Annotated in this window: 18 protein-coding genes; 7 read left to right on the top strand and 11 right to left on the bottom strand. The window is 38.6% G+C overall.

Annotated elements, in window-relative coordinates:
* Positions 1 to 131: 131 nt before the first annotated feature.
* From ACMZ6U_RS04615 to ACMZ6U_RS04595, 5 genes are all read right to left on the bottom strand, one after another.
* Entirely contained in the window at positions 132 to 506 is a 375-nt protein-coding gene (locus ACMZ6U_RS04615; protein ID WP_416106659.1) for a phosphatase PAP2 family protein, read from the bottom strand.
* 123 nt (positions 507 to 629) lie between these two features.
* Complete coding sequence (locus ACMZ6U_RS04610) at positions 630 to 1,187, bottom strand: DUF1697 domain-containing protein (RefSeq protein ID WP_416106653.1); 558 nt, start codon at positions 1,185 to 1,187, stop codon at positions 630 to 632.
* Between the two features lie 283 nt (positions 1,188 to 1,470).
* Positions 1,471 to 1,827: a DUF2200 domain-containing protein gene (locus ACMZ6U_RS04605; protein WP_416106651.1), complete on the bottom strand. Its 357-nt coding sequence runs from the start codon at positions 1,825 to 1,827 to the stop codon at positions 1,471 to 1,473.
* Between the two features lie 119 nt (positions 1,828 to 1,946).
* Positions 1,947 to 3,188 carry an ArgE/DapE family deacylase gene (locus ACMZ6U_RS04600; protein WP_416106649.1) on the bottom strand — a complete coding sequence of 414 codons (1,242 nt, stop codon included), beginning with the start codon at positions 3,186 to 3,188 and terminating at the stop codon, positions 1,947 to 1,949.
* 100 nt (positions 3,189 to 3,288) lie between these two features.
* Complete coding sequence (locus ACMZ6U_RS04595) at positions 3,289 to 4,605, bottom strand: FAD-containing oxidoreductase (RefSeq protein WP_416106657.1); 1,317 nt, start codon at positions 4,603 to 4,605, stop codon at positions 3,289 to 3,291.
* 212 nt (positions 4,606 to 4,817) lie between these two features.
* Between ACMZ6U_RS04595 and ACMZ6U_RS04590 the strand changes: the two genes are divergently transcribed.
* A complete protein-coding gene (locus ACMZ6U_RS04590; protein WP_416106647.1) occupies positions 4,818 to 5,321 on the top strand; it encodes a phosphatidylglycerophosphatase A in 504 nt (167 codons plus the stop codon).
* 159 nt (positions 5,322 to 5,480) lie between these two features.
* Positions 5,481 to 6,965, top strand: a complete 1,485-nt coding sequence (locus ACMZ6U_RS04585; protein ID WP_416106645.1) for a DUF1846 domain-containing protein — start codon at positions 5,481 to 5,483, stop codon at positions 6,963 to 6,965.
* Between the two features lie 180 nt (positions 6,966 to 7,145).
* On the opposite strand, the gene ACMZ6U_RS04580 is transcribed toward ACMZ6U_RS04585, so the two are convergent.
* Positions 7,146 to 9,485: an endonuclease MutS2 gene (locus ACMZ6U_RS04580; protein WP_416106644.1), complete on the bottom strand. Its 2,340-nt coding sequence runs from the start codon at positions 9,483 to 9,485 to the stop codon at positions 7,146 to 7,148.
* Between the two features lie 111 nt (positions 9,486 to 9,596).
* Between ACMZ6U_RS04580 and ACMZ6U_RS04575 the strand changes: the two genes are divergently transcribed.
* The 4 genes from ACMZ6U_RS04575 (at position 9,597) to galU (ending at position 12,919) form a co-directional block, all read left to right on the top strand.
* Complete coding sequence (locus tag ACMZ6U_RS04575) at positions 9,597 to 9,905, top strand: hypothetical protein (protein WP_415671169.1); 309 nt, start codon at positions 9,597 to 9,599, stop codon at positions 9,903 to 9,905.
* Positions 9,902 to 10,450 carry a CvpA family protein gene (locus ACMZ6U_RS04570; RefSeq protein ID WP_416106642.1) on the top strand — a complete coding sequence of 183 codons (549 nt, stop codon included), beginning with the start codon at positions 9,902 to 9,904 and terminating at the stop codon, positions 10,448 to 10,450. Before ACMZ6U_RS04575 ends, ACMZ6U_RS04570 begins: the two co-directional genes overlap by 4 nt.
* 530 nt (positions 10,451 to 10,980) lie before the next feature.
* On the top strand, positions 10,981 to 12,000 hold the full coding sequence (locus ACMZ6U_RS04565) for an NAD(P)H-dependent glycerol-3-phosphate dehydrogenase (protein ID WP_416106640.1): 1,020 nt from the start codon (positions 10,981 to 10,983) through the stop codon (positions 11,998 to 12,000).
* Between the two features lie 13 nt (positions 12,001 to 12,013).
* Entirely contained in the window at positions 12,014 to 12,919 is a 906-nt protein-coding gene (galU, locus tag ACMZ6U_RS04560) for a UTP--glucose-1-phosphate uridylyltransferase GalU (protein ID WP_416106638.1), read from the top strand.
* A 243-nt stretch (positions 12,920 to 13,162) separates the two neighbouring features.
* Here galU and ACMZ6U_RS04555 read toward each other — a convergent pair whose 3' ends face one another.
* From ACMZ6U_RS04555 to ACMZ6U_RS04535, 5 genes are all read right to left on the bottom strand, one after another.
* The gene (locus tag ACMZ6U_RS04555) at positions 13,163 to 14,497 is read right to left on the bottom strand and encodes a GntP family permease (protein WP_416106636.1); all 1,335 of its coding nucleotides are present in this window, start codon (positions 14,495 to 14,497) and stop codon (positions 13,163 to 13,165) included.
* A gap of 89 nt (positions 14,498 to 14,586) precedes the next feature.
* Entirely contained in the window at positions 14,587 to 15,366 is a 780-nt protein-coding gene (locus tag ACMZ6U_RS04550) for a 3-hydroxybutyrate dehydrogenase (protein WP_416106655.1), read from the bottom strand.
* A 27-nt stretch (positions 15,367 to 15,393) separates the two neighbouring features.
* Positions 15,394 to 16,041 carry a 3-oxoacid CoA-transferase subunit B gene (locus ACMZ6U_RS04545; RefSeq protein ID WP_416106634.1) on the bottom strand — a complete coding sequence of 216 codons (648 nt, stop codon included), beginning with the start codon at positions 16,039 to 16,041 and terminating at the stop codon, positions 15,394 to 15,396.
* A 5-nt stretch (positions 16,042 to 16,046) separates the two neighbouring features.
* On the bottom strand, positions 16,047 to 16,697 hold the full coding sequence (locus ACMZ6U_RS04540) for a CoA transferase subunit A (RefSeq protein WP_416106632.1): 651 nt from the start codon (positions 16,695 to 16,697) through the stop codon (positions 16,047 to 16,049).
* 14 nt (positions 16,698 to 16,711) lie between these two features.
* Positions 16,712 to 17,899 (bottom strand): acetyl-CoA C-acetyltransferase, encoded by a 1,188-nt coding sequence (locus tag ACMZ6U_RS04535; protein WP_416106630.1) that lies wholly within the window; start codon positions 17,897 to 17,899, stop codon positions 16,712 to 16,714.
* A 191-nt stretch (positions 17,900 to 18,090) separates the two neighbouring features.
* On the opposite strand from ACMZ6U_RS04535, the gene ACMZ6U_RS04530 reads away from it, so the two are divergent.
* Positions 18,091 to 18,990, top strand: a complete 900-nt coding sequence (locus ACMZ6U_RS04530) for a LysR substrate-binding domain-containing protein (protein WP_416106628.1) — start codon at positions 18,091 to 18,093, stop codon at positions 18,988 to 18,990.
* Positions 18,991 to 19,043: the final 53 nt, after the last annotated feature.

Below are 19,043 nucleotides of genomic sequence, written 5' to 3'. Positions count from 1 at the left end.
CGGAAAATCTTATGAAGAATTCAAGTGTGAGAGGAATACCGCTCAACCACAATTATAACAGATTTTTCACTTATCTAACCGATTTTTTCAAGACATTGTCATTTTCGATTGACATTTTATAACTAGCCTCACTAACATAGGATAAGAACAAGGCCACAGAAAATTCCTACCAGATACCCAGCAATAACATCTTTCGGATAATGAACTCCACCTAGAACACGACAAACTGCCAAACCCAAACTCACAATCAATAACAAAGTCCCTAACCAGACAAACTGAGAGAGAAAGCACATGCTAATCATCGTAGCTGAAAAAACATGACGACTGGGGAAAGACTCCCCTTTGCCCTTGCGTGACATAATCGGAACAACATCCCAGGTTTCATAGGGTCTTGGTTGGTTGAGCAACTTACGAAAAAGCGATACTCCCAAAAAAGCGAATCCAGAGACAAAAATAATTTTCCAGAAATCTCGACGGTTTTCCAAAAAAAGAAAGATTAAGAGCATTGGAAACAACAGATACATTAATTTGGTTACTAACCAATTGTATCCTAAGATGACTAAAGTCAATCTCGGGTATTTGTCTAGGGTTTTCAGTATTTTCCCATAAAAGGTAGCATAATTTTTCACTCAGGTACCAAACCTTTCCACGTAGTCATGCACCAAATCCACCAATTTCAAAAAAGTATTGGCATTTCTGACCGTTGTCATAACATAAACATCAGCTTTTGCTGCCAATTTACCATAAGTTGTTTTTGAAAAATCCTTCTTAGAACATGTCCAAAAAAGCACGTGTTCCACTGCTGCTAACTGCTCAATATCTGACTTGATGTCGGGCATGCGCTTGATAATATCTTGAACCTTCCAAGGTGCAATTGAAAAAATAGCATTATGCTTACTGTCAGAAATTTGATTTAACCACGTTGGCATACAATCTGCTGTAGCAAGCAATTCTCTAACCGATAGAATTTGGTAAGCTACCTCTAAGTCAAATCGTTTTCTAATCAAATCTTGACAAAACTCTTGAAGTTTTTCTTCAGAACTCCGAAAAATGATATTTCCCGAATTGATATAAGTTTTAACATCACAGCAACCAGCATTTTCCATAACAGACTTTAATTCAGTCATAGACAGTCGATTTTTTCCACCAACATTGACACCTCTCAATAAACAAACATAGGTTTTCATATGACCTCTGCTTTTCACTTTTCTTCTATTTTACCACATGAGCTTAGACTTGCCTTTCATCAAAAAAATTACCCCTCAGACGGAGTAATTTCGATTCTTTACAAACCTAAAAAACGGCATATCAAGTCAAAAAATCCTTGGCTATGGTACAGTCATTAGACTTAGCTAGCATCAGTTAAAATCAAAACTTTCAAACCAATCTGATTGAAACTAGTTTCGTCATTGCAGCTGACCTACTGCCCTTTATTGACTTAAGAGCATTAGTAGCAAGCGCCACAAACTACTAAGACTCGTACTTGGCCAAAACTTGCTGGGCCGTTTTCCCTTTTGCAAGCCAGTCAACCAACTTGTCTAAACGACGAATCTCCTGCATAAGCGGATCTTCCAGTGCTTCAATCTGAACACCACAGATTTTACCTGTGATATTAAGCCTTTCAGGATGATAGTGAGGTGCTTTTTGGAAAAATTCGCCGTAGGTCAAATCACTATCCATAAAATCACTTAGCTGCGCAGTCGAGTAGCCAGTCAACCAGGCTGCGACCACATCCACATCAGCCTTAGTCTGGCCTTTACGCTCAACCTTTGCAATCAATGCACCATAGACACTGGCAAAACTCATCTCATAAATACGGTGTGACATTACTCTCCTTTTAAAATTAAAACTATCAGCATAGACCAAACTGCAGAAGATTGTGTATCTATCGAAGTATTATCGTACTGATTGATGGCCTTCAGGTATCTTCATTAACATTATATCAACTAATCAGTTTTTGATCTTAAATAGCTTTTCATAATGCTTTGGTAAACGTCTATAAAATCAAGATATTGTGACAAGGGCAAGCGTTCATTTATCTTATGGTTAAGCATAGGCATTCCTGGACCATAGACAGCTAATTCCATCTCAGGATTGACTTTCATAAATTCTGCTGCATCTGTTGTTCCAGATACGGCAATAGGAATTAAACTATCTAAAGTTTCTAAAGAAGGATCTATTTTTAGTAAATCTTCGCCAAGTAATTCTCCCATTTTTTGAATCAAATATTGAGGATTCAAATGTGGTACGTTCTCCACTACATCAATAATAGTATTTATCAACCTTGATTTTGAATTAGCTTCTACTGGAGAGTGATCCGCAGTAACTTCAAGCGTCAAATTAGCCCCTTCTTGTCGATTCAACTCCTCTAAAATCTCTCTAACTTCATTAATGACATCGCTATTATTGAACTCTGGTACAGTCCTGACGTTAGCTTCAAAATAAGCAGAATCTGGTAAAGAATTCACTTGGCTGCCCCCTGAGATAATGGTCACATTATGAAAAGTAGTTCCCAAAACAGCGTTAGGACAAGCAGTTGCCTTTTCCTCAATGCGTTTTGAAATCATAGATATGGCAGTGTTCAAATGTTCAATAGCATTACTTCCCAACTCTGGAGTCGAAGAATGTGCCGCAATACCTTCAGAGATTAGTTTATAATTTAAGGAGCCTTTGTGAGCATACATAACGGCTAAATTACAAGGTTCTCCAATAATCATAGCATCGACATCATCCACGTATCCTTTATCAGCCAGTAGTTTTGAGCCATATTGACCAATCTCTTCGCCAACAGTAGCCAACAACCTAACAGTTCCAGTAAACTGTTTACTCTTGCTAAGTTCAATAAAAGCAAGTACAAGAGCTGTCAAACCACCTTTCATATCAGATGCCCCTCTTCCCCAAATGACACCATCTTCAATATGTCCAGAAAAAGGTTCAAATCGCCATTTGCTCTTATCGCCAGCACTAACAACATCTAGATGACCAGATAAAGCCAGTACAGGTCCTTCACCATGTGTTATTTCTGCGACAAGATTAGCTCGTTTATCATTATAATCAATAATAGTAGATGAAATCCCATGTTTTTGTAACAATTTCTTATAATATTCTGCTACTAATTTTTCATTGCCATTAACCGATTCTATGCGCATAACATCTCGTAAAATGCTAATATAATCTTCTGGATTCATTTTGATCGGACTCCTTTCAAACTACTAAAGTCTAACTAATGATCTTACACAACATTCCTTGATTATCTTGATAACTTACCCATGAATACGAGCTCTAAACTTAAAAATTAAAAACGTCATTCAAGTTTTCAGCCATAGTTGGATGCGTAAAGACCTGGTTTTTGATGTAAGTATAAGGCACTTTATTATCCATAGCTAGCTTAATCAAGTTGATGATTTCTTCTGAGTTTGTTCCAAAGAGGGTAGCACCTAGGATTTCATTGGTTTCCATATTAACCACAACCTTGTAAAGTCCACGGAGGTCATTATTAACATGACCGCGAGGCATACCAGCTACCGGAAGACTGTTTGTTTTGTAAGGAAGACCTGATTCTTTAGCTTGGGCTTCTGTCATCCCTACTTGAGCCAAAGCTGGTTTAATGAAAAGAGTGTTTGGCACGTTGATACGGTCACTACGTTTATAATCACTGTTACCAGTCAATTGTCCAAAAACGATGCGGAAATCATCAAGTGATGTATAGGTAAATTGAAGTCCTCCGTTAACATCACCGACAGCATAGACACCAGGAACACTTGATTCTAGGTAATCATTAACTTCAATGGCACCACGATCTGTTACTTTAATGTCAGTGTTTTCAAGACCAAGGTCTTCAGTCGCTGGTTTGCGACCAAGAGCATATAAGACAACATCATAGCTATCACTTTGTCCATCTGCTGTGATGATAACGGATTCACCATCATTTGCCAATGATTCTACAGAAGCACCAACGCGGAATGATACCCCGTCTTCTTCCATGTACTCTTGAGCTAATTCTGCAGCTTCTGGTTCATAGCGCCCTAATACTTTAGGAGCTGTTTCATATACTGTCACCTGACTACCTAAACGAGCGTAAAGGCTAGCGAACTCAAGTCCAATATTTCCTCCACCGATAACAGCCATTTTTTGGGGTGTCTTTTCAAGATGTTGGATACCTGTGCTATCAACAACATTCTTGCTTTCAAGAAGTCCCGGAATTGGAAAAGCATTTGAAACAGCACCCGTGTTAATCACAACAGTTTCAGCGGTAAGGGTGTCCTTATCGCTTCCTTGCTCAATTTCAATGGTTTTATTACCTGTAAAATAAGCACGAGCGTTAAAAAGATCAACACCTGCGCCCGTCAAAACGTTTTTGTTTTTACCATTGAGACGGCTAACGACTGTTTCTTTAAGCTCCATAGCTTCTTGGAAGGAAAGTCCTTCTTCTGCAGCATGAATCAATGTTTTCGTAGGAATACAGCCAATATTGATACAAGTTCCTCCATACATCTCCTCATCCTGCTCAATCAAGGCAACTTTTTTGCCTAAGCTAGCCATTTTACCTGCTAAGGTCTTACCAGCTTTACCAAAACCAACAACGATTAAATCATATTCTAACATTTTCATGTCTCCCTCTTTATTAGTATTACTTAATACCTTAAGAATATCATTTTTATTACCTAATGTCAGAAATCGGCTACGGGTGACTTCATAACAATCATTATCTCATTTTTAACCTTAATCATTGACATTTCTGATAATTTTTATTTACTATGAGTGTATCAAAAGCTTTTTACCATTTATAACAAGAGACAGAAAGAAGGAATTTACAGATGAAAACTGATCAACAATTAAACGAGAAGGCTTGCGCTTTATTAGAAGAACGTGGCGTTACCATCAAGGAAATAGCTGACCTTGTCTTACATCTTCAAACACCCTATATCCCTCATCTTAGCTTAGAAGAAGCCACCGAGAGTGTCCATGCTGTCTTGCGCAAACGAGAAGTAGAAAATGCCATCATCACAGGCGTGGAATTAGATAAGTTAGCCGAGCAAAACAAACTCTCTCAACCGCTCAATGATATCCTCACCAATGATGAAGGCCTTTATGGTATTGATGAAATTTTAGGCTTAGCTATTGTTAATCTTTACGGTTCTATCGGCTTTACTAATTACGGGTATCTCGATAAGGTCAAACCTGGGGTCATCAAAAGATTAGATAGTAAGCCTGGCAATCAATGCCATACCTTCTTAGACGATATTGTCAGTGCTATTGCCGCTGCTGCAGCTAGTCGGATTGCTCATAATGATCCTGAAAAGAGCAACATTACCAACTAATTAGCAGTAACTATTAAAACGCTCTTCTTATAGCCTGCCGTGAAATAAGAAATTATTTTACCAGAAGCTATAGGAAGATTCTTTTTTTGACTATTTTTTCCTATTAAGGCTTATTTTTTGTTATAATATTTTTTTAAAAAGAGAAAGGTCAGGAATAATATGAAGACACAAGCTTTTGATTCAGAAAAATATTTGAATCTGCAACGCGACCATATTATCGAACGTATCAACCAATTTGACGGTAAGCTCTATCTAGAATTCGGCGGTAAAATGTTAGAAGATTTCCACGCCGCACGCGTTCTTCCAGGTTACGAGCCAGATAATAAAATCAAATTGCTACAAGAACTCAAAGAACAAGTTGAAATTATCATTGCTATCAATGCCAATAATATCGAACATTCCAAAGCACGCGGTGATCTTGGTATTTCCTACGATCAAGAAGTTTTCCGTCTTATTGATACCTTCAAAGACCTCAATATCTATGTTGGATCAGTTGTGGTTACTCAATATACTGGGCAAGCAGCTGCAGATAACTTTCGCAAGGAGCTTGAAAAGCATGGTATCGCTTCTTATCTCCATTACCCAATCAAGGGTTATCCAACCGATATGGATCACATCATTTCCCCAGAAGGCATGGGCAAAAATGATTATATCCAAACCAGTCGTAACCTCGTTGTTGTAACAGCTCCTGGTCCTGGTTCTGGTAAACTGGCAACCTGTATGTCTAATCTCTACCACGATCAAATCAATGGTGTTACCTCCGGTTATGCTAAATTTGAAACCTTCCCAGTATGGAATCTTCCATTACACCATCCCGTCAACTTAGCCTACGAGGCAGCAACTGCTGATCTAGATGATGTTAACATGATTGACCCCTTCCATTTGGAAACATACGGCAAAACAACTGTTAACTACAACCGTGACATCGAGATTTTCCCTGTCCTCAAGCGCATGCTAGAGCGTATCCTTGGGAAGTCGCCATACGCGTCACCTACCGATATGGGCGTTAACATGGTTGGTTTCTCTATCATTGATGAAGAAGCCGCCATTGAAGCTGCTAAGCAGGAAATCATCCGCCGATATTACCAAACAGTTGTTGAAGCTAAGGCTGAACGCGTCCCAGCAACAGCTGTTCAGAAAATTGAGCTACTCATGAATGACATCAACGTCAGTCCTAATGACCGTCAAGTTGTTCTCGCTGCCAAAGCTAAAGCAGAACAGACCAATGATGCTGCTTTAGCTTTGGAATTACCGACAGGCGATATCGTGACCGGTAAGACTTCTGAACTCTTTGGCCCATCTGCCGCCGTTATTATCAATGCTATCAAAAAATTAGCAGATATCGATAAGGATACTCACCTTATCGGAGCTGATTATGTCAAGCCAATCCAAAACTTAAAAATTAGCCACTTAGGTAGCAAAAACCCACGTCTGCATTCAAGTGAAATTTTGATTGCTCTGGCTATCACAGCGATGGAAAATGCCGATGCTAAGAAGGCTATGGAACAATTAGGAAATCTTAAAGGTAGTGAAGTGCATTCTACTGTGATCCTCCCCGAAGAAGATAAGAATGTTTTCCGTAAACTAGGGATCAATGTTACCTTTGATCCAATTTACTCACAAAATAAACTCTATCGTAAATAAGCAAAATGACTTGAACATCAGTTCAAGTCATTTTTTAGCACTTCCAGCTAAGCCTAGTTTTTAGGCTACTCACCGTTAATTTTTTTCAAAATACAGTCCTCCAAAAGCTGCCTTGATTACGAAAAACTATCTCTTGTATCAAAGTATCTCACTTGTGAATACGGCTTCTAAATCTAGACATTATCCTAAATTAGCAATGGTACAACCTGAGCCACCAGCGTTTTGTGGGGCATAGCCGAAGCTTTTGACGTGTTTGTTCTTACGGAGATATTTGGTCACCGCTTCTCGGATGACCCCTGTTCCGATACCGTGGATAATATCCACTTGAGCCATATTATTAAGCAAAGCTTGGTCGATAAAATCATCCAACTCTTTCATAGCTTCTTCGTAACGCTTGCCTCGTAAATCTAGACGAGCCCGTGGTCCACCACCAGATGACTTAGCTTTTTTGACCACTGATACTTGTTTTTTCTTAGTTTTTTGAGCTTCTTCTTGAACTTTGACCAAATTAAACTCATCTTCTTTAAGCGTCATCTTAATCAAACCAACCTGAGCTTCCCAAGTCTTATCCTTAACTTGTCGCGTCAGCGTTCCGCGTTGACCATAAGCCGTCACCACGATATCATCACCGATACGTGGGGCTCGGAGTTTTTTGGCTTTTTTAAGAACCTTATTTTTGGATAAGTCAACTTGCGGTGCTAACTTTTTCAATTCGGCCTTAGCTTCAATGATTTCATGTGGTTTTAACTCAGCTTTTGCATGGAGATTTTTCAAAATCTCTTCGCTTTCTTGCAAAGCTAGGTCAACTAATTCACGCGCTTCCTCATGAGCCTTCTCTACTTCCCGATCACGCTCATGTGAAAAATCATTATAAAGTTTTTTAACAGCTCGATTAAATTTGAGATTTTCTTGCTCAACCTCTTTGATATGATCCAGACGTTTTCTGGTTTCGAGGGTTTGAGCTTCTAATTCTGCGATAATGAGATTGACATCACCATCCGTATCAGTCATATTCTCGGCATCCGAGACAATCACTTCTGACAAGCCAAGCCTGCGGGCAATCTCAAAGGCGTTAGATCTTCCCGGAACCCCTTGCATGAAACGATAGGTAGGACTGAGTGTCGCTGTGTCAAACTCCATGCTGGCATTTTCCACATACTTAGTTTCAATCCCGTAAGCCTTGAGTTCGGGATAGTGGGTCGTCGCCATGGTCTTAATTTGACTGAGGCGTAGATGTTCCAAAATAGCCATGGCAAGGCTGGCCCCTTCTTGTGGATCCGTACCTGCTCCCAATTCATCAAAAAGGACTAGTGACTCTTGGTCTGCCGCTGCCAAAATCTCCACAATATGGGTCATATGACTAGAAAAAGTCGACAAACTCTGCTCAATAGACTGCTCATCCCCGATATCTGCAAAAATTTGAGTAAAGACTGTCACTTTTGACCCCTTATCAGCCATGATTGGCAAACCTGATTGGGCCATCAGTTGGGCAAGACCCAAGGTCTTCAGCATGATGGTCTTACCACCCGTATTGGGACCAGTAATGACAATAGCCGATAACTGTTTGGTAAAGTGCAAATCATTGGCAACTGGATCTTTAAGCAAGGGATGAAAAACATTAATTAAATTAATACTCTTATCACTAGAAATCTCAGGCACATTCGCCTTTTTCTCACGCATAAAGAGATATTTAGCCCGGACAAAATCCAAATGTCCTAAAATCCAAGCATTATTACGAATAAGGTCTGCATGTGGGCGAAGCATTGCCGACAGCTCATGGAGAATTCTAGCCATCTCATGACGTTCATCTGCCTGTAACTGGGTAATCTCTTCATTAATAGCAACCACAGCACGTGGCTCAATATAAACTGTATTTCCTGAACTTGATATATCGTGAACTACTCCTGAAACTCGGTTACGGTGGGTCTTTTTGACAGGGAGGACACTGCGGCCATTACGACTAGCAATCAAACTTTCTGATAGATAGTCAGCTTGTTTTTTCAAAACATCTTGCAAAACTTGGCGCACTTGCGCTTCACTAGCTGTTATTTGACGTCGAATCTTTTCCAATTCTGGACTAGCAAAACTTTCCAAAAAACCACCATCATTAACCGACTGCAAACTGCCTTGTAATTGTGGCAGTCCAACCAAATTCTCAAAAAGACGCTTAAGGGCAACCAGCTCTACATTTTCCAAATCTTGGTAAAAACGCCCCATATCAGCTGTGACTGCTAAGACTTTTTTGATGGCAATCAATTCCGTAATATTGAGGTCAGCTTCCAACTCCAGGCGCCTGATGCTTTCCGAAATAGATGTCAAGTTCCCCAAAGCAAAACTATGATTTTCCACAAAGATGGCTGCCATTTCTTCAATTTCTGTGAATTGCTCTTTAATCTTATCCGCCTTAACTAGTGGAACTAAGCTCTTTAATTCAGTTAGCCCTTGTTCTGTTTGAAGATAGGAAACAAATAAGTCCTTGACTTTTTCAAATTCTAACTGTTCTAAAATTCTAGTATTCATAGGCTATATTATAGCATAATTCTGGTTTCTCATAAGCTAGAAAGCCATTAAATAAAAGCTAAAGGTGTTCCTAAAAACTCCTTTATGCTATAATGTTTGAGAGGTATTTTCATGACAAAAAAGAATCGTTATAAATTTGTTTTTGGGGATCGTCCCTTAACGTTAACAACTGATAAAGACAATCTCTTCATGGAAGAAGTGGAGCGTGTGGCTAAAGAAAAATACGAGGCTATTCGTGAAAGACTCCCTGAAGCAGATAATGAAACATTAGCTATCTTACTAGCCATTAATGCTCTTTCAACACAGCTAAGTCGCGAAATAGCGATTGAAGATATGGAAAATGAATTACTTGAGCTGAGGGCACGTTTTCTTGATGAAAAGACAGCTGAGTTTACAAACGAAACAGAGGTAGATTTATGATAGCACTCCTCTTGCTCATTATTCTTGCCTGGAGTTTCTATATCGGCTTTTCAAGAGGCATTTTTCTCCAAGGTTTTTATACCATCGGCAGTTTAGTCTCTCTAGCTATTGCCAAAGTTTATTACAAAGCGTTAGCCGAGCAGCTTTATATTTGGGTGCCTTATGCTAATCCAACCGAAGGTTCACACATCTATTTTTTCAAAGATGTCGACCTCTTTTCGCATGACTTAGTCTTCTATGCTGGAGTTGCTTTTCTATCTGTCTACGCACTCTCCTATGCTGCTATTCGACTACTGGGAGTACTCATCCATCTTGCACCACTTGAACGCTTCGATTCAATACTCAACAATACCATTGCAGGAGTCTTATCTTGCCTTGTGGTTTGTTTTAGTTTTAGTATGGTATTTACCATCCTTGCAACCATTCCCTTTGAGAATATTCAACAAACCTTATCTGGAAATGGTCTCATTCGTTTCTTTATCGAAGATTTCCCATTCTTTTCTTCTTACATCGAAAATCTCTGGGTAACGCAAATTATGAAATAAATATGCATGCCGATCCTTAACTCAATCTCAATTAGATATTGTAGTATAGAGACTGAGAAAAAGTATGATCTCTCCAATATAGAGTTCGTTTTAACATCTTAACGTAGTGCTTGAATGGTTGTTTCGTTCTTGTTTTATTCTCGGGAACAGACCTAAAACAAGATAGCGAAGACGAACCCTTTTTTAGTTACAAAGAGTTCTTTTCCACTCCCTCTTTGATATGGCTCATGATACTTACTATTTACCTTGACAATAATCCACGCCAAATGTATGAACAATACTTTATTATAAGCTATCCGAAAATAGAGAGCAAACAATGCACATCTGTAAATATCGTTCAAAATAGATATAAAAGAAAATGGTTACTTGTATTTTCTTCATTCGTGCGTCATTGAGTAATAATCGCCCTACTGATTTTTTTAAAACGTTTTTATGTTATAATAAAGAAGCTATTATCACTAACAGATGACTACGTGACAAACCACTCTCATCTGCTAGAACTGCTATTTATTTATAATCAAGGAGTTACTATGAGCAAACAGACAATTGCTGTCTTAGGACCTGGTTCTTGGGGGACCGCATTGGCACAAGTACTAAACGATAACGGACATGAGGTGCGTGTTTGGGGAAATATCACTGAGCAAATCGATGAATTGAACCAAGACCATACCAATACCCGCTACTTTAAAGATGTAGTTCTTGACAATAAGATTATAGGCTACCATGATTTGGGACAAGCATTAAATGGCGTTGACGCTGTACTCTTTGTTGTACCAACAAAAGTAACTCGTTTAGTGGCTAAGCAGGTCGCTAAAACGCTAAAGCATAAAGTAACCATTATGCATGCTTCTAAAGGCCTTGAACCTGGTACCCATGAGCGTTTATCTACTATCCTTGAAGAAGAAATCCCAGCAAACCTTCGTTCAGAAGTGGTTGTTGTTTCAGGTCCAAGTCACGCTGAGGAAACTATCGTTCGTGATATCACACTTATCACAGCAGCTTCAAAAGATTTAGAAACAGCTAAGTACGTCCAAGAACTCTTTAGTAATCGCTACTTCCGCCTTTACACAAATACCGATGTCATTGGGGTTGAAACAGCTGGGGCCCTCAAAAATATCATCGCTGTTGGTACAGGTGCCCTTCACGGTCTTGGCTATGGCGATAATGCTAAAGCTGCCATTATCACACGAGGTCTAGCAGAAATCACTCGCCTAGGTGTCGCTATGGGAGCAAGCCCACTTACTTACAGTGGACTCTCTGGAGTTGGTGATTTAATTGTTACAGGAACTTCTATTCACTCTCGTAACTGGCGTGCAGGTGATGCTCTTGGTCGTGGTGAAAAACTCGAAGATATTGAAAAAAATATGGGTATGGTTATTGAGGGAATCTCAACAACAAAAGTCGCTTATGAATTGGCACAGGAATTAGGTGTCTATATGCCAATTACTAGTGCCATTTATCGAATAATTTACGAGGGAGCTGACATCAAAGAATCAATTCTTGACATGATGTCTAACGAATTCCGCTCCGAAAATGAATGGACAGAATAAAGGATTAGAGATTATGAATGCAAAAGTTAGAAAAGCCATTATTCCAGCTGCAGGTCTCGGTACCCGCTTTTTACCAGCAACTAAGGCATTAGCCAAAGAAATGCTGCCAATCGTTGATAAACCAACTATTCAGTTTATTGTAGAAGAAGCCCTCAGATCAGGCATTGAAGAAATCTTGGTGGTCACAGGTAAAGCCAAACGTTCCATTGAAGATCATTTTGATTCTAATTTTGAATTAGAATATAATCTAGAACAAAAAGGGAAGAACGACCTTCTAAAACTGGTCAATGATACAACGGCTATCAATCTTCATTTTATCCGTCAAAGTCATCCTCGTGGATTGGGAGATGCTGTTTTACAAGCAAAAGCCTTTGTTGGTAACGAACCTTTTGTTGTCATGCTCGGAGATGATCTCATGGATATTTCTGACGATAAAGCTATTCCTTTGACCAAACAACTCATTAATGATTTCGAAGAGACACATGCGTCTACTATCGCTGTTATGCCTGTTCCTCATGAAGACGTTTCGGCTTATGGTGTTATCGCCCCTCATAAGGAGGTCCGTAAAGGACTTTATAGCGTTGATACTTTTGTTGAGAAACCTGCTCCAGAAGACGCCCCAAGTGATTTAGCTATCATTGGACGCTATCTGCTGACACCAGAGATTTTCTCTATTTTAGAAAATCAAGCACCCGGTGCTGGAAATGAAGTTCAATTAACAGATGCCATTGATACACTGAACAAGACGCAACGTGTCTTTGCACATGAATTCACTGGCAATCGTTACGATGTCGGTGATAAATTTGGCTTTATGAAAACTTCTATCGATTACGCTCTCAAGCACACACAAGTTAAAGATGATTTGAAACAGTACATCATTAATCTAGGAAAAGAATTGGATGGTAAAAAAGACACTTAACAACTATCTTTAAAAAATCCTAAAAAATAATCTCCATATTGCTTCTAGTGACTTTGTTTTCACCAAAAGTAATATGGAGATTTGTTATATCAAACATGAAGGATAATTCTTTATGAAACTTCGACATTAGAGACAAGGAAAAAGATGTATCCTCTGCCTTACTATCTTCATGCTGCAGAATAGTAGGGCTCATTTCATCGTTAAGGATAGTATACACATTACTAAAGAATTATTGAAATACGACTATCTAAAAAACAATGATGCTAAAATAATGATTACTTCAGCTACTAAAGTACTTCCAAAAACCGTGATAAATGTTTGTTTAAAGCCATTTTTATGATTAAGGCCGGTGAGACTTAAGAAAGTTAAAAAGACTCCAGATTGTGGTACAATAGTCAAAATATTAGAGGCTACAGCTGCCACACGATGAATCATATCAGGTGAAACACCTGCATCTAAATAGTGCTGTGCAAAGTTTGGCATAACAATTCCTAGAGCTCCAGAAGATGAGCCAGTAATTGCTGACATTGCTGAAGTCAGAACTGTTAAACTAATAACAGGAGGGCCAGGTATGTTTAAGATAATATCTGAAAACACTCCAAAACCTGGTGCCACCATAACAACTGATCCAAAAGCTACCGCAGAGGCTGTTGCAAAAATAGGACCAACAGCACCACTCGCCCCTATACTAAGGGTTACTATCTTTTGGTCAATATACCGATTAAATAGAATGAGAGCTGAAATAATCCCCGTCAAAAGGGCTACATAGATGATATTTTTCTTAACAAATTCATCACCGATTAAACTTCCCGTTATAGCAACAAAAATCAATAATGCTAATGGTAAAATACTTGATACAAATGGCGGTAAATTTTTATCTGTTGCATCTTCTTCTGTGTAACTCGTATAGGTAGCATAGTTTTCACCAGCCTCCAGACTCCTATTTAAACAGCGTTTCATGTAAAAAAGACCAAAGGCAATACAACCAACACTCCCTAAAATACTAGGCACAAGAGCAGCAGTTAAAGAGGTATTGAGATATTGAATTGGAATGACATTTTGAATGGCTGGCGTTCCAGGTAAAACAGTCATCGTAAATGTTGCAATACCTAACCAAAGTGGTACTTGAATGAGATTCCATGATAAATCCATCTTCTTAAAGAGAGAACGTGCTAATGGAAGTACAGCAAACATTACCACAAAAAGGCTGATCCCTCCATAGGTTAAGATAGCACTTATGATAAAAAGGGCTACTAAGATACGATAGGGATTCTGATAGCCAACTTTCTTTAAAATAAATTCGGCAATAGAAACCGTAGCACCACTTACTTCCATCAATTTGGCTAAAATAGATCCCAATAAGAAGATAGCAAAGTAACTCATAATATAGCCGCCAAGTGCTCCCATATAATTGTTAGCTGCTTTTCCTAAAATTGACTCAACTAATGACATACTGTTCAAAATAACAACTAATATTGTAGCTAAAGGAGCCGCAACGGTGATATGGATTTCCTTTAACGAAAAATAAATGATAGCGACAATTCCCACCAAAACCCCAATTGATCCTAAAAATTCCATAATATTTCTCCTCTCACATTTGGAAGGAACAAGGGATAGAGCAACATCACCCCATCCCCTACTCTCCTAATTCAGACTGAATAGACGGCTTATTGAGCAGTATAACCACCATCTAGAATACATGCTTGACCAGTAACTCCTTTAGCTTTATCGCTCGCAAGGAAAGAAACATAATCAGCAATTTCTTGGACATCAATTAAACGTTTTTGAGGTACTAATGGATACAATACTTGTTCCAATACATTTTCAAGTGGAATATTACGTGTTTTTGAGAGATCTTCGAATTGACCACGAACGAGCGGTGTATCCACATAACCTGGGCAAATAGCATTTACAGTGATACCAGAATCAGCTGCTTCAAGAGCTGCGACTTTTGTTAAGCCAATCAAGCCATGTTTTGCTGAGTTATAAGCTGCTTTTCCAGCAAAACCAATTACCCCATTGATAGAAGCCATGTTGATAATACGACCAAATCCTTGTTTTTTCATCGTTGGAAAAGCACGTTTGATAGCGATAAATGGTGCTGTTAGCATTACTTTCAACATGAATTCATATTTTGCTGTTGGAAAATCCTCAATCATTGCAACGTGTTGTAAACCAGCGTTGTTAACCAAAATATCTAAACGGCCATGTTTTTCAATCGTATAGTCAATAGCTTGATTAATAGCTTCTTCATCAGTCACATCACATAAAACCGAATCCGCAGCTAATCCTTGTGTTGTGTATTCATCAACAACTGCTTCTAATTTTTCTTGGTTAATGTCTGAAAAGACAACAATCTTACCTTCTCTTAAAAATGTTTCGCCAATTTGTTTGCCAATACCACTTGCTGCACCAGTTACAAATACTACTTGTTTAGACATAGTTATTTCCTCACTTTATTTATCTATTGTTTTTTAGTTTTGATTAAAAATTAACTTAGCTTCTGTTGCTTCTTGAACTTCTTCAAAAGAATAATCCGGATGAATCTCTTCTACAACAATTCCATCTGTAGTAACGCTAAAGACACCCATTTCTGTGACAATCTTATCAACAACTCCTGTAGCCGTCAAAGGCAGAGAACATTCTTTCAAAATTTTCCATTTACCTTTATTGGTATGCTCCATCGCAACAATCACTTTTTTGGCACCGACTAACAAGTCCATAGCACCACCCATTCCAGGAACCATTTTTCCAGGAATCAGATAATTGGCAATATTACCTTTCTCATCAACTTGCAAGGCTCCTAGAACTGTTGCATCCACATGTCCACCTCGGATGATCCCAAATGACGTACTACTATCAAAGAAGGCTCCACCAGCCACTATTCCAACGGGCTGGCCACCCGCATTCACAATGGTAGGATCAATATTATCTCCCGCCTTATCTAAGCCAATAAAACCATTTTCTGACTGTAGCATGATCGTTATACCTTCTGGTAAGAAGCTAGCAACCTTAGTTGGCAACCCTATCCCCAAGTTAACCAAGGAATTATTTGGAAGTTCGAGAGCTACACGTTTTGCAATACGTTCTTGAATCTCTTCTTTGCTTAATTCTTTCACCATTCAGACTACTCTCCTTCCACTAGATAATCAACAAAGATACTTGGTGTCTGAACCGCAATTGGTTCTATATCACCCACTGGTACAATATCACGGGCTTCAACAATTGTAATAGCTGCATTTGCTGCCATAATCTGGTTAAAATTATTTTCAGAGCCTTTGTAACATAGATTTCCTAGTTCATCAGCTTTATCTGCAAAAATCAAAGCGACATCTGCTTTCAGTGGTAACTCTAGTAAATAATCTTTTCCATCAACATGTAATTTTTGTTTTCCTTCTTCTATCAAGGTTCCAATACCTGTTGGTGTCAAAATTCCTCCAAGTCCAAAGGCTCCTGAACGGATTCTTTCTGCTAAAGTTCCCTGTGGTACTAAGTCAATTACTGTTTCACCGGCAGTCATTTGACGTCCTGCTTCTTTATTTAAACCAATATGGGAGGCAATAATTTTAGAAAATTGATGCTGGGCCACCATCTTTCCGACACCCTTATTAGGGAAGCCCGCATCATTACAAATAAGCGTTAAATTTTTAACACCTTTTTCAACCAAAGCATCAATTAAACGCTCAGGGCTTCCATTAGTCATAAAACCGCCAACCATGATTGTATCGCCATCTTTCACAAGGCTAACAGCTTCTGCTAAGCTCATTCGTTTTTTCATGAAACTATCTCCTTTTATTTTTCAATCAACAAGGATGTTCCTTGACCACCACCGATACAAAGTGTTGCCAGTCCCTTATGCACTTGACGTTTTTCCATTTCATGTAGAAGCGTTACCAAGATACGTGCACCACTGGCACCAATTGGATGTCCTAAAGCGATAGCCCCACCATTGACATTGACAATATCAGGATCAAGACCAAGTTCATCAACAACACTGATAGCCTGAGAAGCAAAAGCTTCGTTAGCCTCAATCAATTCTAAGTCCTCTACGGTCCACCCCACTTTAGCAAGGACTTTCTGAGTTGATGGAATTGGCCCAGTCCCCATAACTTCTGGCGCCACCCCTGCACTTGCATAAGCTTTGATTGTTCCCAAAATCGGAAGACCTAATTCTTCAGCCTTATCGCGACTCATCAACAGAACAGCTGCGGCACCATCATTGATACCTGACGCGTTCCCCGCAGTAACAGTGCCTGAACCGTCACGAACAAAGGCTGGACGCAAGGCACTTAATTTTTCAAATGTGGTACCTGCTTTAATATATTCGTCTTCTGTCACTACAATAGAGTTACCTTTTCGCTGAGGAACCGGAACTGGTACAATCTCTTCTAAAAAACGATTTTTAGATTGAGCCCTCGACGCTTTTAGTTGGCTAGATAGAGCAAATTTATCTTGCTCTTCACGGCTAATATCATAATTTTTGGCAATGTTTTCGGCTGTAATGCCCATATGGTAACCGTGAAAGGCATCAGTCAGTCCATCATTGACCATGGTATCAATAATTTTTCCATCACCTAGTCGGCTCCCCCATCGATAATCTTTAAGCACATAACTTGCTTGACTCATGTTCTCTGTCCCACCTGCAATAACAATTTCCGAGTCACCACAGATAATGCTTTGAGCAGCTAATTCAATAGATTTGAGACCTGAACCACATACCATATCAACGGTAAATGCCGGTTTGTCATTTGGAATACCTGCAGTTACTGCTACTTGTCTGGCAACATTTTGGCCAAGTCCTGCATGGAGAACATTTCCCAAAATAACCTCGTCAATTTGCTCAGGTTTCAATCCTGACTTTTCTAATAATGCTTCTACAACAATTTTCCCTAATTGAACAGCTGAGACTGATTTAAAGGCACCACCGAATGAGCCAATAGGTGTTCTTACAGCTGAAGTGATAATAACTTCTTTAACCAATATGTGATTCTCCAATCTAATTTTTAGAAAGCGCTTTCTGTTTTATGGTTTTATTGTATCGTTCTTGAAAACGTTTGTAAAATTCGATTTTTTTATATTATTATAAATTAAATTTATCATTTTTATTGACAGTTATAAAAATACTTCTTAAGATTAAGACAGAGAGATATTGAAAGAAAGGAATAATTAGAGTGGATATTAAACATTTAAGATTTTTTATCGCCATTGTTGAGAATAATTTCAATCTCAGCAGGACTGCCAAACAGCTTTATATTTCTCAACCCTCACTCAGCATCATGATCAATGATTTTGAAGAAAAACAAGGTATTAAACTTTTTAATAAAAAGTACAATAAAATTCTTGGCTTGACGATGACGGGTAAACAATTTTATGAGGATTCTTTAGAAGTTATTCGTAAATATGATGAGATGCATCAAAACCTATTTGTAACTGATCAAAAAGTAGAAGGTAATATCACTATTGGGATTCCGCCATTCATTCTGTCAGTGGTTTTTTCAAAAATCATGCCAGAAATCATCCTAGAAAATCCCAATATTCACTTTAACATCAAAGAATTTGGTGCCAATCGTCTCCGTCAAGAATTAATTTTGGAGAATGTGGACATTGCTGTCCTTCTCCATCCCGAAAGAATTGCTGCAAACACGATTGATTCTTTCAAAATTCAGGAATCTGAACTTTGCGCTTTTGTATCTAGGGATCATCATTTAGCCAATAAAAAAATCCTGACTTGGTCAGAACTTCATAATGAAAAATTAGCTATTTTCGACAAAACCTTTATGATTCATCACTTAATCAAGGAAAAATGCCAATACACGAACATAAACCCTCAAATTGTTTTGGAGTCTGCTTCATGGGACTTTTTGGTCAACTCTACCCGGATTAATCCACAACTGATGACAATCATTCCTAAACAAATGATGAACAATTATGTCCTCCAAGACATTGTTGCAATTCCAATGGAAAATCCGATTCCATGGAAAGTCATGGTTAGTCGCCTAAAGAAAAACAACTATTCTGCTATCGAAGAATATATATTTGACAAAATTCTCGAAAAATTTCACGTACTTTAGTAGTATTTCAAATATTCTAATAGTTAGTAGTGTCACTCAGGTCTTAAGACAAC

The sequence above is a fragment of the Streptococcus pluranimalium genome (genome assembly GCF_047785745.1).
In the GTDB taxonomy this organism is placed as follows: Bacteria; Bacillota; Bacilli; order Lactobacillales; family Streptococcaceae; genus Streptococcus; species Streptococcus pluranimalium_B.
Note: the sequence above shows the minus strand (reverse complement) of the source record. Positions and strands in the feature narration are given on the sequence as shown.

Coding starts and splice junctions, on each gene's coding strand:
- ACMZ6U_RS04555 (WP_416106636.1), bottom strand. CDS start 14,497: ATGGAATTTTTAGGATCAATTGGGGTTTTGGTGGGAATTGTCGCTATC.
- ACMZ6U_RS04590 (WP_416106647.1), top strand. CDS start 4,818: ATGAAAACTGATCAACAATTAAACGAGAAGGCTTGCGCTTTATTAGAA.
- ACMZ6U_RS04595 (WP_416106657.1), bottom strand. CDS start 4,605: ATGTTAGAATATGATTTAATCGTTGTTGGTTTTGGTAAAGCTGGTAAG.
- galU (WP_416106638.1), top strand. CDS start 12,014: ATGAATGCAAAAGTTAGAAAAGCCATTATTCCAGCTGCAGGTCTCGGT.
- ACMZ6U_RS04580 (WP_416106644.1), bottom strand. CDS start 9,485: ATGAATACTAGAATTTTAGAACAGTTAGAATTTGAAAAAGTCAAGGAC.
- ACMZ6U_RS04575 (WP_415671169.1), top strand. CDS start 9,597: ATGACAAAAAAGAATCGTTATAAATTTGTTTTTGGGGATCGTCCCTTA.
- ACMZ6U_RS04570 (WP_416106642.1), top strand. CDS start 9,902: ATGATAGCACTCCTCTTGCTCATTATTCTTGCCTGGAGTTTCTATATC.
- ACMZ6U_RS04600 (WP_416106649.1), bottom strand. CDS start 3,188: ATGAATCCAGAAGATTATATTAGCATTTTACGAGATGTTATGCGCATA.
- ACMZ6U_RS04610 (WP_416106653.1), bottom strand. CDS start 1,187: ATGAAAACCTATGTTTGTTTATTGAGAGGTGTCAATGTTGGTGGAAAA.
- ACMZ6U_RS04615 (WP_416106659.1), bottom strand. CDS start 506: ATGCTCTTAATCTTTCTTTTTTTGGAAAACCGTCGAGATTTCTGGAAA.
- ACMZ6U_RS04585 (WP_416106645.1), top strand. CDS start 5,481: ATGAAGACACAAGCTTTTGATTCAGAAAAATATTTGAATCTGCAACGC.
- ACMZ6U_RS04605 (WP_416106651.1), bottom strand. CDS start 1,827: ATGTCACACCGTATTTATGAGATGAGTTTTGCCAGTGTCTATGGTGCA.
- ACMZ6U_RS04565 (WP_416106640.1), top strand. CDS start 10,981: ATGAGCAAACAGACAATTGCTGTCTTAGGACCTGGTTCTTGGGGGACC.
- ACMZ6U_RS04545 (WP_416106634.1), bottom strand. CDS start 16,041: ATGGTGAAAGAATTAAGCAAAGAAGAGATTCAAGAACGTATTGCAAAA.
- ACMZ6U_RS04540 (WP_416106632.1), bottom strand. CDS start 16,697: ATGAAAAAACGAATGAGCTTAGCAGAAGCTGTTAGCCTTGTGAAAGAT.